At 33.7% G+C, this 14,976-nt stretch carries 16 protein-coding genes; 12 read left to right on the forward strand and 4 right to left on the reverse strand.

Annotation, left to right across the window (positions count from 1 at the left end):
* Window positions 1-165: 165 nt before the first annotated feature.
* Window positions 166-603, reverse strand: a complete 438-nt coding sequence (locus tag PSR12_RS10330) for a MarR family winged helix-turn-helix transcriptional regulator (RefSeq protein ID WP_054549302.1) — start codon at window positions 601-603, stop codon at window positions 166-168.
* 150 nt (window positions 604-753) lie between these two features.
* Between PSR12_RS10330 and PSR12_RS10335 the strand changes: the two genes are divergently transcribed.
* From PSR12_RS10335 to PSR12_RS10350, 4 genes are all read left to right on the forward strand, one after another.
* Window positions 754-1,158 (forward strand): Ohr family peroxiredoxin, encoded by a 405-nt coding sequence (locus PSR12_RS10335; RefSeq protein ID WP_004228436.1) that lies wholly within the window; start codon window positions 754-756, stop codon window positions 1,156-1,158.
* A 22-nt stretch (window positions 1,159-1,180) separates the two neighbouring features.
* Window positions 1,181-1,807: a nitroreductase family protein gene (locus tag PSR12_RS10340; RefSeq protein ID WP_221679850.1), complete on the forward strand. Its 627-nt coding sequence runs from the start codon at window positions 1,181-1,183 to the stop codon at window positions 1,805-1,807.
* 67 nt (window positions 1,808-1,874) lie between these two features.
* Window positions 1,875-2,234, forward strand: a complete 360-nt coding sequence (locus PSR12_RS10345; RefSeq protein WP_274773048.1) for a DUF1304 domain-containing protein — start codon at window positions 1,875-1,877, stop codon at window positions 2,232-2,234.
* Window positions 2,235-2,681: 447 nt separating this feature from the next.
* Window positions 2,682-3,290 carry a hypothetical protein gene (locus tag PSR12_RS10350; protein ID WP_257522053.1) on the forward strand — a complete coding sequence of 203 codons (609 nt, stop codon included), beginning with the start codon at window positions 2,682-2,684 and terminating at the stop codon, window positions 3,288-3,290.
* Between the two features lie 15 nt (window positions 3,291-3,305).
* Here the strand turns inward: PSR12_RS10350 and PSR12_RS23870 are convergent, their stop codons facing one another.
* Window positions 3,306-3,614, reverse strand: a complete 309-nt coding sequence (locus tag PSR12_RS23870) for a YetF domain-containing protein (protein WP_446720652.1) — start codon at window positions 3,612-3,614, stop codon at window positions 3,306-3,308.
* Between the two features lie 361 nt (window positions 3,615-3,975).
* On the reverse strand, window positions 3,976-4,656 hold the full coding sequence (locus PSR12_RS10360) for a DUF1541 domain-containing protein (protein WP_274773053.1): 681 nt from the start codon (window positions 4,654-4,656) through the stop codon (window positions 3,976-3,978).
* Between the two features lie 364 nt (window positions 4,657-5,020).
* On the opposite strand from PSR12_RS10360, the gene PSR12_RS10365 reads away from it, so the two are divergent.
* From PSR12_RS10365 to PSR12_RS10385, 5 genes are all read left to right on the forward strand, one after another.
* On the forward strand, window positions 5,021-5,806 hold the full coding sequence (locus tag PSR12_RS10365; RefSeq protein WP_274773055.1) for a cupin domain-containing protein: 786 nt from the start codon (window positions 5,021-5,023) through the stop codon (window positions 5,804-5,806).
* A gap of 403 nt (window positions 5,807-6,209) precedes the next feature.
* Complete coding sequence (locus PSR12_RS10370; protein ID WP_274773057.1) at window positions 6,210-6,632, forward strand: hypothetical protein; 423 nt, start codon at window positions 6,210-6,212, stop codon at window positions 6,630-6,632.
* Window positions 6,633-7,287: 655 nt separating this feature from the next.
* On the forward strand, window positions 7,288-8,511 hold the full coding sequence (locus PSR12_RS10375) for a hypothetical protein (protein WP_274773059.1): 1,224 nt from the start codon (window positions 7,288-7,290) through the stop codon (window positions 8,509-8,511).
* Window positions 8,512-8,580: 69 nt separating this feature from the next.
* Window positions 8,581-8,793: a MarR family transcriptional regulator gene (locus tag PSR12_RS10380; RefSeq protein ID WP_274773061.1), complete on the forward strand. Its 213-nt coding sequence runs from the start codon at window positions 8,581-8,583 to the stop codon at window positions 8,791-8,793.
* Window positions 8,794-9,096: a hypothetical protein gene (locus tag PSR12_RS10385; RefSeq protein WP_274773063.1), complete on the forward strand. Its 303-nt coding sequence runs from the start codon at window positions 8,794-8,796 to the stop codon at window positions 9,094-9,096. It abuts the gene before it with no gap.
* Between the two features lie 271 nt (window positions 9,097-9,367).
* Here the strand turns inward: PSR12_RS10385 and PSR12_RS10390 are convergent, their stop codons facing one another.
* Window positions 9,368-10,606, reverse strand: a complete 1,239-nt coding sequence (locus PSR12_RS10390) for an IS110 family RNA-guided transposase (RefSeq protein ID WP_274773064.1) — start codon at window positions 10,604-10,606, stop codon at window positions 9,368-9,370.
* A 321-nt stretch (window positions 10,607-10,927) separates the two neighbouring features.
* Here PSR12_RS10390 and PSR12_RS10395 point away from each other — a divergent pair.
* The 3 genes from PSR12_RS10395 to PSR12_RS10405 all read left to right on the forward strand — a co-directional run bounded on the left by PSR12_RS10395 (window position 10,928) and on the right by PSR12_RS10405 (window position 14,130).
* Window positions 10,928-12,258 (forward strand): IS3 family transposase gene (locus tag PSR12_RS10395; protein ID WP_446720643.1). Its coding sequence is split into 2 segments (ribosomal slippage): window positions 10,928-11,315 and window positions 11,315-12,258, totalling 1,332 coding nucleotides; the frame shifts between segments, so codons are not numbered across the junction.
* Window positions 12,259-12,449: 191 nt separating this feature from the next.
* Entirely contained in the window at window positions 12,450-12,992 is a 543-nt protein-coding gene (locus PSR12_RS10400) for a ribonuclease FAU-1 family protein (RefSeq protein ID WP_274773066.1), read from the forward strand.
* A gap of 250 nt (window positions 12,993-13,242) precedes the next feature.
* The gene (locus PSR12_RS10405; protein ID WP_274773068.1) at window positions 13,243-14,130 is read left to right on the forward strand and encodes a hypothetical protein; all 888 of its coding nucleotides are present in this window, start codon (window positions 13,243-13,245) and stop codon (window positions 14,128-14,130) included.
* Window positions 14,131-14,976: the final 846 nt, after the last annotated feature.

Below are 14,976 nucleotides of genomic sequence, written 5' to 3' on the forward strand. Positions count from 1 at the left end.
CCTCAACTATAGTCACATGATTATTAACAATTTGAAGAGATGAGGGAGAGAAAAACAAAAAAGATTGAAGCCGATGTAGCTCCAACCTTCTTATTTGCACTGACAGGTCTACTTTATTAGGTTTGCTGATGGGGAGACTAATCCTATTAATGGAATAGCTATGCGTTAGTTTTCATCTTTTATTTTCCAGTCGTTGTAAACGATATCTTGAAGTACATTTTTCAGTTGTACAAATTGCTGCTCCGAGATATTAGATTGCTTCATCACTTGGCGGGACACTTCAGGTAGTTTCCTTCTTACATCTACGCCTTCCTTAGTTAAATATATTTTCATTAATCGTTCGTCCTCCTTAGAACGCTCACGACAAATGTAATTCTTTGCCTCTAATTTTTTTAACAACGGTGTTAATGTTCCTGAATCTAAAAATAAACGTTGGCCCAATTCTTTCACCGTTATCTGTTCGTTTTCCTCTAAAGCTAATAAAGTGATATAGCCTGTATAAGTAAGATCGTAAGGCTTCAATAATAATGTATATTGCCGAGTGATTTCCTTTGATGTTGCATACAAAAGAAAGCACAGCTGATTATCTAAATGATTAGGCATAAAAATCCCCTCTTAAAGTTCTTCTTCTACCATTTATATTAAAAATAAAGTTCCTACTTGTCAAACGCAATTAAATTGTGTACAATTCAATTTGTGGAAATTAGATTGTATACAATTTAATTAATAACAAAAGATAAGGGGTTTTCAGTTATGAAAGAATTATACGCAACTACAATGATTAATGAAGGTGGCCGTAGTGGCACATCCTATGCAGAAGATCAATCTTTATCGTTAAAAATTGCACCACCAGGCTCCAAATTAGCCGATGTGACAAACCCAGAACAATTATTTGCGGCTGGCTATAGTGCTTGCTTTAATAGTGCATTAGATTTAATTAAACGCCAAAAGAAACTAAAAAATGCATCAACAATTAAAGTAACAGTGAAATTAATGGAGCAAGCTTCTTTTGACTATGTGCTTGCAGTGGAAATCGAAGGGCATATTGAAGGACTAGCAGTGGAGGAAGCACAGGAATTATTAGAGGTCACACATACGGTGTGCCCATATTCAAAAGCCACAATGGGCAATATTAATGTAACAATAAAAGCAGTTTAAATTGTGAAAAGAGGGAAACTACATGTTATCAACTACATCATTAAAACAAATTATGCAAATGCGTAAATCTGTTCGTAAATACAATGCAGAGACTAAAATTCCGCGTGAAACAATCATGCAGCTGTTGCAGGATGCTACTTCAGCACCTTCTTCAAGTAATATGCAGCCATGGCGCTTTCTTGTGATTGATGATAAGGAAATTCAGAAGAATATTAACTTCTTTTCATTTAATCAAGAGCAAATCGAAACAGCCTCTGCTATTATTGCTGTCATTGGTGATATAGAGATGTATGTAAATGCTGAGGAAATCTATGCAAAAAATGTGGAGCTGGGCTATATGCCAGAACCAATTGCCAATAAGCTTGCACAAGATGCGCTGACAATGTATGGTTCAGCACCAACAAAAACATTAGAAAATATCGTACATTTTGATGCTGGCTTAGTATCGATGCAAATCATGCTATTAGCGAAGGAAATGGGCTATGATACCGTTCCGATGGGTGGGTTTGATAAAGCAAAATTCGCTGAATACATGGAATTACCAGCAAATGAAATTCCTATCTTATTATTAGCCATTGGTGAAGCGGCAGCCCCAGCATATGGTTCTTCACGCCTACCAATAGACCGCATTGTTCGCTTTAATAAATAATTTCAAGCAATGTCCTTGATACACGTGAGGACATTGCTTTTTTAAAGATTTTTTAGGAGTGAATAGGATGTCTTCATTAACTTTTATTTTAAGCTTAGTCGTAGCAGCTGAGCATTTGTATATTATGTATTTAGAAACGTTTGCTACTACTTCTAAAAGAACAGCAAGAACATTTAATCTGTCTGAAGTAGCGTTAGAAAATGGAAATGTTCAAGTTCTTTTCAAAAATAAAGGCGTTTATAATGGTCTGATTGCGATCGCCTTATTGTATGGATTATTTTTGTCACATCAGCAAACGGAAATGGTCGCCATTTTTTTAATCTTTGTAATTATTGTCGCTTTGTATGGTAGCTTAACAAGCTCTAAATCGATTCTATTAAAACAAGGTGGACCTGCTATTTTAGCACTTATTAGTTTATTTTTTTAAAGGAATCCCTACAGAATGCGTAAGATGTTTTTATTTTTATTTAATCATAAAAACTTAATGTAAACTTGTCACCCTATCCTACACATCAGGAGCTTTATCAAAGATATAAGCAGAAGCCAAAGCAACAGCAAAGGTATTTGGATACTGTTCTTTTTAAATAAATGCTTGATGCATCTATAACTGTTAGAAAAAGTATTATTGTTCAATGAGTTAAAAAGATTAAATGATATAATTTTTGATGGAAATATTCTTCGAGCTATTACCTACCATCGATATACGCTCAGCTAAGCGAAAGCTAGGACAGGACAACTTTAATTTCAATTAAAACACTCATGTAGAGAGTAGTTGTTTTTTTGCTATAGGGTCATTGAAGGTAGTAATGCTTATTGCAAAAATGGGTATAATTTGAAATAATTTAATGAAACACTCGTAAATGGGAGGGCGAAAATGCGGTACTTTACAGGTTACAGCTTGTTAATAATGTTCACCTTGTTGTTTTTAATTGGATGTGCAGGAGTTGAAAAGGAAAAATCCCCATCAGATACTAAAATAACCATTGAGCCCTACAACATGAGTGAAAAAGAAACCTTACTCATCAGTAAAACAGGTGTAGAGCAAATTAATTTTTTCAAGTTGAATGGCACTTTGAAAGAAGATGATGATTTGCAATTTTCAGTGGAAGTGTTTGAAAATGGGAAGTTTAAAGAGGAGTTACTAAAGACTTGGGGTGAACTCGAAACAAAATATAATGATAGCCTTATTTCTTTTGGAATAAGTGACAGTAGGGACGAAGACCATTCTTTAAAACTGTTAAATGGTATACCTTCTGGGCTTGCCACAACATTTTATTCGAATAACATGACAACTTCATCTTTCAGCTTACTAATTGACGAAAAAATGACTTTAGAAAAAAATAAACCTATTTATTTAACAGCGTGGCTAGGCACTACTAAAAACGAACTATATTCTGGTAGAGGCAGAAATGGGGAACTACCCCCGGGTATTGAAGGAGCTGAACTTGCATATTTTTACAAAGTTCTATGGACGGATAAATAAAAGAGATAAGTTCTATCAAATCCAAAATGTTTGTAGGTAGGCTTGTGATATATCTGCTTTGACACCCTGTTTTGTCGCAACCTGTTCAGAAGTTTTTGGTAAAACACTGAGTTTACCATCTGTCTCAAGTAATGCATATTGTACATCTTGTACGGAGAAAATAGCTTGTTCGCGTAACATCATTGTTAACTCTTCCATATGCATTCTATTTTTTATAAAGGCAGACTCTAAAAGATGTGAATTAACTTGTGTAAAAAGCTCCAAGAGTATACGACAAACAATTGATAAAGTTATATTTTTTTTAAAATAAATAATAAAAGCCAAGAGGACTACGACTCTTGGCTAATTATCTATTGAAGATATTTTGAATTTTGTTGTTGATTATTAATTGCTTGGAAAGGTTAAATGATTGTACAGAGATTTGTTTACAAGCGGTGGTGTTAATGTCTTGTAATAGTGCTATTACTAAGCAAATTTTGCAACATATGTACAGAAATTTGTGAATCATGTGCATAGCATTGTTGAAAATTTCAATATGCATATTGCCAAGAATATGCAAAAATTTGTTGCAAATGTGCGGAAATGTATAGAAAGTTGGCTCAATAATTGATTAAAGTCCTTCTTTTTGAGGAGGGTTTTTTATCAATTATTAAGTTTTCTGTACAATCAGTAAAATAATACCGAATTATTTTGGTGATAGTTCACTTTCTACTAACCACTTATGATTTTTAACCATTTCTCCTGTAGTAGAAATATAATCTACCATATACACAGTTGTATCATAAGCACCTATGATTGTAGCTTCAGCTCCTTTCATGTTAGGCATATGTTCAGCATTTATAATAGCTTTACTTCCTATTGGGAAAGCGGGATTTTCAGCTACCTTTAAACCTTCTAGAATTTCTCCTGAACTTGAATTATTCATTTTCATATTGTCCATCATCAATATATTTTGTAACCAAGTTGCATGTCGTTGTTCATCATGTGAGGCATGTATAAAGTGCATTTGAACATAATGAGTTGTTGCTTTTGATGCAATATCCTGATAATAAGCAGAAGCCTCTAATTCATTTTGAATCGCTTTTTGGACACCTTGTTTAAAATCTCTTGGTATTTCCCCAAACGTAATTTGTGGTTCTTGTCCACCCATCATCCTTAAAATCATTGTGAACCAATGATAATGCTTTATTTCATCGTGCTGTATTCTTAAAATAATCTGTCTGAACTGTTCATTGGGAGTTAATTGAATTAATCTTTGATAAAAATTATAAGTATGAACTTCTAAATTAATTGCTCTTGAAACGTCTTCTATTAGATGAGTGTCACTAGTTAAATTCATTCCCATCGGACCGCTACCATTTTGCATATTAGATTGCCTCCATTCCTCTTTCTAAGCTAGTATACGGTTAGCTAGTCAATATGTTTGTTTTTTAGCCTAACACTTTTAAAAAGCATTCATATATAATGAGGGCTGAGAAAGCTATTCTCTTGAAAAAGCATATGAGACAGTCGAGGAATGAGAAAGTACAGGGTATTCTAAAATCTTCAACAATGCAAAAAACCTAAAAAATTTAATAGATATATGGGGAAATTTTCTTTAACAGTAATCATTGCTACTTTGACAAAATTTCTTGTTTTTTTGGATATACATAAAACTAATTTTTAATGAAAGACGTTTCTAAAACAATTGCATATGATAATATGATGAATCTGTGAAGGGAATGAATTAAATGTATTATCAATCTAACGGGTATCCACACCAAATCCCTTATTATGGAAATATATCAATCCATCATTATATGGAATACCCGAATTACTGGACATACCCTTATGGTCATGCTTCTAATGAAATAATGTTAAAAGATTATGGAGCTAACCCATTTGTTATTAATATTAACGAGGCGTCAAAGCAAAACAATACGTATCGTACAGCTTTATGGACAGGAAAGCATTTACAGCTAACATTAATGAGTCTAAATCCCGGAGAAGATATTGGATTAGAAATGCATCCTAATGTGGATCAATTCTTGCGTATAGAGCAGGGTCAAGGGGTAACTCAAATGGGCAAGAGTAAAGATAATTTAACCTTTAAAAGAAATGTCCATGATGATTTTGCTATTTTTATCCCTGCTGGAACATGGCATAATTTAACAAATATAGGTAGTGTTCCACTAAAACTTTATTCTATCTATGCTCCGCCTAACCATCCGTTTGGAACCGTTCACCCTACTAAAGCTGTAGCAATGGCTAGTGCAAAGGATAAAAATAATAGTAATGGAAATACAGTTATTTCTGGCAAGACTCCAGATGAATGGGTGCGGTACACGGAATTCTTGGTAAATGAAGGATTAGAGGATGTTCAAAGAGGAGTAAATCCAACACACATTCTTCAGGAATTTATTCTTATGGGAGTTCTAGTAGGTAAAGGATATTCTCCAGTAGAGGCATATGAGACAGTGGAAGAATGGGAACGGACAGGGGAATCTAAACTTCTACAACAAAGCAAAAATATGTAGAAAAACTTTAAAGATAATGGATACAGGTAAAAGACTTTTGAAAATTTCAACTTTTTTCTTTTTCGGTAAAACCTTTTTAAATTAGAAGAGATTGTGAAGGAATATAATTAAACAAACGATACCTGGGTATTTTTTTGTACCAATAGCAATTTTTAGAAGTGGCTTTTTAAGAGGTTTTATTAAAGGCCGTGATGTACGTGGTTTATTAGGCTTATTGGACCTTATAAATGGCCTGTATAGGGAATATAAACGTAAGAGTAAACAATGATTAAAACGTAAGAAAATCACGTTATTCAATAAATTAAAACAGTCTAAGCATGTGTTTAATAAGTGGTTAAAACGTGTATTCTATGGCAAGAATAGTTTGATCCAGGTTAAACAAGAAATAGAAGGTCTATTTGAATTGGCGTTTGTAGAAAACGTCTACAGAGAAAGGAAGCACGATGCCAAGTTCGACCAATTCCAGGCATCTGAACACAATACATTATCTTCTTTATTAAGATCCAGCAGTGTACGTTATACAAGCGATGAGTTACAGGATATGCAGTATGCTTGCAAGCAAGAAATCATTACGCCAATGTATTATGCGGTGGAAGCGAATGAAAACGCAATGTCTACAGTGAAAGCTGTCATGGCTGACATTTTAAGCGCAAGTGTGCGAGATATTGAACGTCAAACTGGTAATATTCAAGTTCTAGGGGCGTACTTCCGCAAGACCCTACGGCTTCAGACAAAACGTATTTTCCAAGAGGAGCAGCCGTTACGCTATCTCATCGCTAGCTCGTACAAAGATGCAAATTGGGATGTACCCGAGCAGTTTCAATAAGAGCCTTTTCTGAAAAAAGTATTCAGAAAGGGCTATTTGTCATGCAGGCAAACATGTATCTTGACCATGTATATCTTTCAAAAATAGAAGAATAGAAAATTTGTTGGTAGGACCAGGAGAATATCCAGGAGCCTACCTTTTTTGATGGCATTTCAATCCAATTCGAGCTGTGGAATAGTCGACTTTTGAAAATTAAATCCATTTAGTTATGTGGATGACTTATCTTGAAGATTGCTCATTTCGTGGATAATTGAAGTGATTGTGTGAATAAATCATTCCTTTTCGTCATTTTTAGAGGATAAACCATTTCCAAAAATTAATAAGTCGTCAAGGCCTTGCTATCATTGGCTTTGCGAGCATAGTGATTGCTCTCTATTAATATATGAATACTATATTGATTACTATGCGCTGTTTTTTCTCTATTATTTTTTCTATTATACTTTCCTCATCGATGAGGATAGTGTGAAGTTGGTTATGTTTTTCTTTCTATCAAAGAAAGAATGAAACCCTTTAAGTTATAAATAATGGCCATCATATCTTATAAGATATTCAAAAAAACTAAACAAAAAAATACTGTTTCTCCATCAGTAGCAATAGAACAAAGCATAATTTAATTTGTTATAATGTAAGTAATATATATAAAAGAAGTAATAATATGGATAATGAACTGGTTCTACATAGTCACAGTGACATTCAAGAACTTATTCGTTCCACTTTTAAAGAGAGTAGGGATGTGTTTATGTATAAAAAGCTTTCTGCGGAGGAAAGAGAGCAACAGCTATCAGTATTAACTATAGAACAACGGAATTTTTTAGAAAACGAAATGAAACGTAGTAGACGGACAGTATTTGAAAACGTTATGAGAGAAGAAAAAATCACAGCACTCAAGTCCATAGATATAACCCTTCAAGAAGATGAGATGAATGTCGTAGATTGGTTGATATCCGATTACAATGATTTTGGTCCAGGTAATCTAGATGGGCGATGCGCCTGTGGTCGACGACTACGATATATGTTTACCGTTGAACATCAAGTGACTCGGACAAAAATTCAATATGGGAAGGATCATTTGAGTGCATTTTTAAATATTGAGGTTAATGAAATAGATGGCGTTATAAATGAGTTAGATAAAATTGATTATGAACTAGATGAACTTTTATGGAAAATAAATAATAATGTGTACTACCACGAATACTACAATAGAATCCCTGATAAAACAGTAGTTTCTGAAAGCATTAAAAAGCATTTTGAAATGAATATTCCATTTTTAGATCGACAAATCAATAGGTTAAATAAATATTTTGAAAAACAAATGGAAGCATTAGAGGAAGAACAACGTAAAATTCAGCGTGAAGTTGACCTTGAAGAGCGCCAGAAAGAAAGAAGACGAATTGAAGAATTACTTCAGGAAAAGAAAAAAATTGAGGCCACTTTAGAGGCTGGAAGAAAGGCTCAACGCGAAATTGAAATCAAAAGACAGCAGCAGGAAAACGAACGTATAGAAAAATTGTCACAAGAAAAAAAGATGATAGAAGACAAACTAATTGAATCAGTAAAAGCACAGCTTGGCTATAATGCTGCTTTCGATGAAGTAGCATATTTACTTGTATTGAACGGTCAACATAGCGCGGTAGCAATTAGTCATATTATGGCTAATGATTTTGGCTTTAATAAGCATTTTTCTGTAGGCATTATGCATCGTCCCTTCATATATTTTGACGTATTACTGGCTTTGAAGAAACAAGTGGATAAAGGAAATCTTATTATGGATGAATCATCAAATATAGTGGATTGTATTTTCTATGTGAATCCGTACCGTGAGGAAGATAGAAATAATGAATCCGAGGAGTTGCAACAACAGACATTATCTCTGTTTTAATGGAAGTATAGTGGAAGGCTTATATAATTGTAAGCAAAGTTCTCTTTTTAAGGAAGGAGATATTAACTTATGTCTAATGTACAGATTGTCCAAAACTTTATTAACAGTGAAAATGATTTATATTGTGATGATTGTCTATCTGAAAAGTTGGATATTAAACCAAGACAACAAGTCAATCAAATTTGTAATAAGTTAAAAAAACAAGGACTTTTAAAAAGAGAGGTTAAACAATGTTCTTCTTGCTCCAAAGATAAACTTATCAATAAATTGGAGGGGTTTTAAATGAATAATCAATTCTCTATGTATTTGGAAAAGCTCCCTCTCTCTCAAAGAGTAGTAAAAGATTATATTTCTAGATGTAGAAAAGTTGAAAAGTATGAAGGAGATTTGGATATACATTTCAAACATAATAAAGGGCAAAGCTTAATTCGCAAGTTAACCTATACAAAAGATGATGAACAGAAATGTCGTGAACCACTACATTCAATACCATTTGAAGGTAAAAAGGGTTACAAAACTATTTATGATGGAACAACCAGTTTACGAAGTGCTGTTAAGACTTACTTTGAATTTAAAATGAGGTAAATGGAACATCCGTTGATTATAAGCTATACTTGGTGTAGTTTTATATAAAAGATTGAACGTTTAAAACAAAGATTGATCATTTATAATAAAGTTTGATTAAAAATCCTGAGTTGAAATGCAGGATTTTTTTGTTCAACAAAACCAGCTAATAGTTGTCAAGATTTTTCAATAAAAAAATTAAAACTCGCATGATATACTAAAAAAGGGTACAGCAAATAAGCCTTCCTCTTTAAAATTGGAAGGTTTTTCTCAATGTACTTAAATGTGATTTTTAAACCGCATTTTGGAAGGCTTCTTTCCTTTTAAGTAGGGCATAAATCCAATGTAAAAGCTTATTAGCACATGCAATTATGGCTACTCTAAAAGGCTTTCCTTCTTCGCGTTTTTTATCGTAGAACTCTCTTAATTTCTTATTTCTAGGGATTATTTCTTCACTTGTTTTTTGCTTACGTGCATCTCTTATACCGCATTGTACAGCCATAAACAACGCTTGTCTTAACCTGCTAGAACCTCTTTTGGTTATGCGATTGACGGAAGCAGTAAACCGACCAGAAGAGTAAACGCTAGGATCTATCCCGGCGAATGCTACTAGCTTTTTAGGATGGTTAAACCGTTCTATCTCTCCAATTTCAGAGATGATTGTTGCCGCAATCTTTTCTCCAACACCAGGGATAGACTGGATTATCTCATATTCTTCAATTTCTTTAGCGAGGGCATCTATTTCTGCTGCTAACTTTGATAGGTGCTCTTGATATTGAAGAACAATGTTAATAAACATTCTTAGGTTAAAGATATGGCTTTGGTACAAGTTGTTTTGAAATGGATTACGTAATGCAGCTTCTCTCAATTTAATTGCCTTTTCTTTTGCCCATTTTTCTGAACGGGTTGTACATAATTCCGCGATTTTATCAGTAAGATCAGATTCACTGACTCTTAGAACCTCTTCTGAAGTTGGAAAGAGTGATAGAATCTGTAACGAGATTTTTGAATACAGATTCCCAAAGACACCTCTATATTCAGGAAATACCTGATCTAAAATCGATTGTAGCTGTAATTTCGTTTGTGCAGATGTGCTTGATATCGTTTCTTGTTGTCTCGTGAGATTACGAAGATTTAAGAGTTGAATTCCTCTTTTTTTATATGGTTCTAACTCTTCCTTATAATACAGTTCACATAGATGATAGGCATCAATGGCATCTGTCTTTACCTTTCGTAAATTTGTACTTCTAGCTCGATGAGAGATAAGTGGGTTTACAATAATATAGACATACTGTTGCTCCTCCAAAAATTGAATGACAGGCATATGGTACTGACCTGTAGATTCTAAAATAACCGAAGGTTGCTTACCAGCAGCCAATTTTTCAATATCCCTTAGAAATTCTAATAAACTTCCTAAACCATCAAGAGTATGTTTAATACTAAAGCTCTTACGATATGGTTTGCCTTTATCTAAAAAGGCTTGAACCTGACTTTCTCCTTTTGAAACATCCAGACCAACGACTGGATTCATAATTACATCTCCTCCTAAAGAAAACTAAATTCGTCGGTAACCCCTAAAGCTGCTTGTAATGTCATAGGTTCGCTTGTTAAACGGGATCCTTGTCCCAACCAGCTCGAAACATGTTTATACAAGTAGGGGGTGAACAGTTTTGCGGACGGGATCTAGTCCCACGGGCCAGACGTTCTACCCCGACTACCGTTATAATAAGACCTAAAAGAAAAAGGTCAACCAGAAAATAAACTGTACCCTATAAGATAGACACTTGAAAAAGGTCATCTTATAGGGCATTTTTGTTTATAATTGAAAAAAACAAGATTCGGAGCCACTACTATGACTAAGAACTTTTTAACACCCCACCAACAAAATGAATTAAAAAAGAATCCGTATGTAAAAGCTGTGAGCAATAAAGCGATTACGTATACGGATGAGTTTAAACGCTTATTTATTGCACAATCTGAAACAGGAAAATTACCAAGAGAAATTTTTGAAGAAGCGGGATTTGACGTGGAAGCGATTGGTATAACACGTATTCACAGAGCAGGTACTAGGTGGAGAACAGCTTATAAAAAACGTGGAATCACCGGTTTAGAAGATTCTCGAAAACACAGTACAGGACGTCCTATCGAGCGAGAATTAAGTATAGAGGAAAAGTATGCACGACTTGAAGCAAAAATGCGTTTACTAGAAGCTGAAAACGAACTATTAAAAAAGATCGATTTACTCGAAAGGCAGATGTTGAAAAAGAAATAAAACTCGCACCAGAACTGAAATTTGAACTGATTGGTCAAACGATTGAAACGTATGGATTGAAGCGAATGGTACGCTATCTTTGTGAAGTGTTGGAGGTATCACGCTCAGGCTATTATAACTATTTTAAGGAAGAATCTCTTCAAAAAAGAGCGATGAAACACCAAGCAGATGAAGTCGTAAAGGAAGTGATTTTAAAAGCGTATCGATTCCGACGACGTCACAAAGGCGCACGTCAAATCAAAATGACGCTTCACCATCAATATGGTATTACCTATAATCTGAAGCGAATTCGCCGCATTATGAAGAAGTTCGGGGTTATCTGTCCAATTCGTAAAGCGAATCCTTACCGTCGTCTAGCCAAAGCCACACAAGAACATCGTACGTGTCCACATATGCTCGAACGCCAATTTAAACAAGGCGTGGCTGGTAAAGTCCTCTTAACAGATATCACGTATTTGACATATAAAAATGGTAAACGTGCTTATTTATCAACGATTAAAGACGCTGAGACGAATGAGATTTTGGCGTATGAAGTAGCAGATAGCATCACAATGGAAATTGTGCTCGACACTTTGAAAAAACTGAAAAAGCTAAAGCATCTAGCTCAGGACGCCTTCATCCACTCAGACCAAGGTTTTCATTATACCAATCCAGCGTTCCAAAAACTCGTGAAACAAATGGGCTTAGGTCAATCGATGTCACGCCGAGGAAACTGTTGGGACAACGCACCTCAAGAATCATTCTTTGGGCATTTTAAAGATGAGACGAATATAAAAGATTGTGAGACATTGGAAGACGTAAAACAAGAAGTGAAAAGCTATATGATCTATTATAACCATTATCGAGGTCAGTGGGATTTAAAAAAGCTGCCGCCTGTAAAATACAGACTGCAGCTTCAAGAAGTTGCCTAACCTTTTTCAAAATGTCCTTTACAAAGGGTACACTTTAAAAAACTGGCTAACCTCATATTACGAACGGGCCAGATTGTTGAATATCATTATTTTATGCAATTGTACAAAACTCTACGGATATGTTATATATATTTTAAACTCACTGATATGTTATGATTTACCAATAATATTAATTGAGGAGCGATTATCTTTTGAAAAAACGGTTTTTACATAGAAATGATTGGACTAGAATTATACAACGCGACTATTCTATAGAGCAGATAAATGACAAAGATTTTAATGGATTTATTGCTCTTATAAAAATGAATGAAGTAAAAGAACCATTAATAACTGAATATTTAATTAAAAAGCTTTGTATTGTTGATAATAATTACTTATGGTTACAACAACTTCCACTCAATGAAAATTTCGCTATTACATCAATGTTTAATGAAAATGGAGAAATTATTCAGTGGTACATAGATATCACATATGAAAATGGCGTTGAGAATGGAGAACCCTATATGATGGACATATTTTTAGATATTGTTGTATTACCAACTGGAGAAATCATTGAAAAAGATAAAGATGAATTAGAAGAGGCTCTACACAATAATTGGATTACAAAATCACAATACGATTTTGCCTATCGAGTTTTTAATCAAGTGTTGAAACAAATACACGAAGGTACTTTTAAATACTTTGATTTAAGTTTGAAGCATCGAGACTATTTATTAGGTAAGATTCGTGAATAAATCATGCTATAATATTTCATTACCAAATGAAAGTTTGAGTTTTACTTTAGGGGCAGTTAAAAAAGGATGTTCAACAATCGGGCGCGTTTATTTAAGAACGCGTCTTTTTCATGAAAAGGGCCAGATTATGGAGTGACTTTATTAATTGTTTCGTTAAGATTGTGAAGAAATGTACTTATGCCAACGTGGCAGCTTAGTTTAACGGAAAATGTTATAATATTATCAAAATTTAGGGAATGGAGTTTAGGAAATGAAGAGTATTAAAAGATTGATTCAAGTTATCTTAGCAAGTACATCAATCCTAATTCTTAGTGGATGTTTCTCTAAAGATGATCTGAATCAACCAATACAAGATTATTTAGAAGCAAACTATGGAATACAAGGTGAGTTTTCTGTTATTCAGGCAAGTAATAACTGGTTTGCAAGTATTGACCATCAAACATATATAGAAATGAAAGAGCCATATCGTGCTTATCCGTACCTAATGATTGATAGAGATACATTGAAGGTTATAGGAAAGGGCAGTCATGACGATATTTACCTTTCACAATTCAAGGGTGCATATATTGAGCAACATCCAAAGGTAGTTCAAGTAGTTGAACAGCTAATAACAAAATATGGTTTAGTGAAATACCCTAATGAATATGAACCAGTAAGAAATGGACCTGTTTCAATATTTCCCTACGACAATATTGAGATAGGTGTAGGTAATTATCAAGAGCTACTTGACGATTTTAAAATGACACAAAAGATAGATACTATTAAACTTTTACCTACATTGGTACCTAGCGACCCAAGAAATAATATTGGTGATGACAGGTATGGAAGGTATGCATCGAAAATAGGTGTGATAAATTTCCAATTTGAGTTTGACATAAATGAAAATAAACACACTATTCCAAACGCCAAAGAATTAATTGATGACTTCAAAAAAAGTGAAGTATTAGAAAAGGGAATATACAGCATCTATATGCTCGTAGATGACTCAAAACATTTTGTGGGATGGGAACATAATAGTGTAGTTTTATTTGAAGTTGACGAAAATGGGGAATATACAATAATTGCCACTCCTAAATATGGTGATTTTTGGGACACTTACTTTTATGGTGATTACGCAGCTAAAAAAAATATAGAATAGAATTTTAGGTTGAATTACTTAATTGGAATTGACTAAAAATACACATGGTGCTACCCCTATTAGTAATATTTTGTAATTAAGATTAGCGCTTGTTTTCATTAAAGGGGAAGATTAATTTAATATAAAACTGAGTATGAAAACTGCGCTTATATTCGTTATGGAGAACTGTATGTAATTAAATGTCGAGTCTATATCGTGCTAAGATTTAATATTCGTTATTCAACAATCGGGCGCGATTCTTCAATAAGAAGATCGCGTTTTTCTGTTAAAGGGCCATATTGTTGAATAAGAAAAGTTACCAATAACAATAAGAGACTTGCTATACAAGTTTTTATACAAATTAAAGAACAAGCTCAGCAAGTATAAATACCGTTCCATCAACGGTTTGCGTCATTGTATAAAATGCTGCATAATCATTGTTCATACAAAAAGGCAAGAAACGCTAATTTAACAACGTTCGTGCTTTTTTAATGTGTCCCCAAACTTTTGTTTGGAACGTTATTTAACTATGAGATGTATAAGCTATTCGCAAAATTATAGCATTACATCTATTTAAACTAAGTTTCTTTCTGGTATTTTTTATTTTGAATAGCAAAGAAAGCCCAAATCATAACTAAGGTACTAGCAGGTCCATTTCCTTCAGGGAAATTTACGTTAAATATAAACTCAACTATGTTTTTTGTAATTATAGATATTAATATTATTAGGGTCATTAATAACAACCCGTGTAATATTAATTTGGAGAAACGTATTTGAGAGATTTTGGGGAATTTTATTATTTCCACCTCTATTCGTTTTAAAATTGGGACAATTTAATTATGCACTTTCTGTTAAATAGACATCAAT

The sequence above is a fragment of the Lysinibacillus sp. G01H genome (genome assembly GCF_028872195.1).
GTDB lineage: Bacteria > Bacillota > Bacilli > Bacillales_A > Planococcaceae > Lysinibacillus > Lysinibacillus capsici.

Coding starts and splice junctions, on each gene's coding strand:
- PSR12_RS10405 (WP_274773068.1), top strand. CDS start 13,243: ATGAAGAGTATTAAAAGATTGATTCAAGTTATCTTAGCAAGTACATCA.
- PSR12_RS10350 (WP_257522053.1), top strand. CDS start 2,682: ATGCGGTACTTTACAGGTTACAGCTTGTTAATAATGTTCACCTTGTTG.
- PSR12_RS10365 (WP_274773055.1), top strand. CDS start 5,021: ATGTATTATCAATCTAACGGGTATCCACACCAAATCCCTTATTATGGA.
- PSR12_RS10335 (WP_004228436.1), top strand. CDS start 754: ATGAAAGAATTATACGCAACTACAATGATTAATGAAGGTGGCCGTAGT.
- PSR12_RS10330 (WP_054549302.1), bottom strand. CDS start 603: ATGCCTAATCATTTAGATAATCAGCTGTGCTTTCTTTTGTATGCAACA.
- PSR12_RS10390 (WP_274773064.1), bottom strand. CDS start 10,606: ATGAATCCAGTCGTTGGTCTGGATGTTTCAAAAGGAGAAAGTCAGGTT.
- PSR12_RS10380 (WP_274773061.1), top strand. CDS start 8,581: ATGTCTAATGTACAGATTGTCCAAAACTTTATTAACAGTGAAAATGAT.
- PSR12_RS10385 (WP_274773063.1), top strand. CDS start 8,794: ATGAATAATCAATTCTCTATGTATTTGGAAAAGCTCCCTCTCTCTCAA.
- PSR12_RS10340 (WP_221679850.1), top strand. CDS start 1,181: ATGTTATCAACTACATCATTAAAACAAATTATGCAAATGCGTAAATCT.
- PSR12_RS10345 (WP_274773048.1), top strand. CDS start 1,875: ATGTCTTCATTAACTTTTATTTTAAGCTTAGTCGTAGCAGCTGAGCAT.
- PSR12_RS10375 (WP_274773059.1), top strand. CDS start 7,288: ATGGATAATGAACTGGTTCTACATAGTCACAGTGACATTCAAGAACTT.
- PSR12_RS10360 (WP_274773053.1), bottom strand. CDS start 4,656: ATGCAAAATGGTAGCGGTCCGATGGGAATGAATTTAACTAGTGACACT.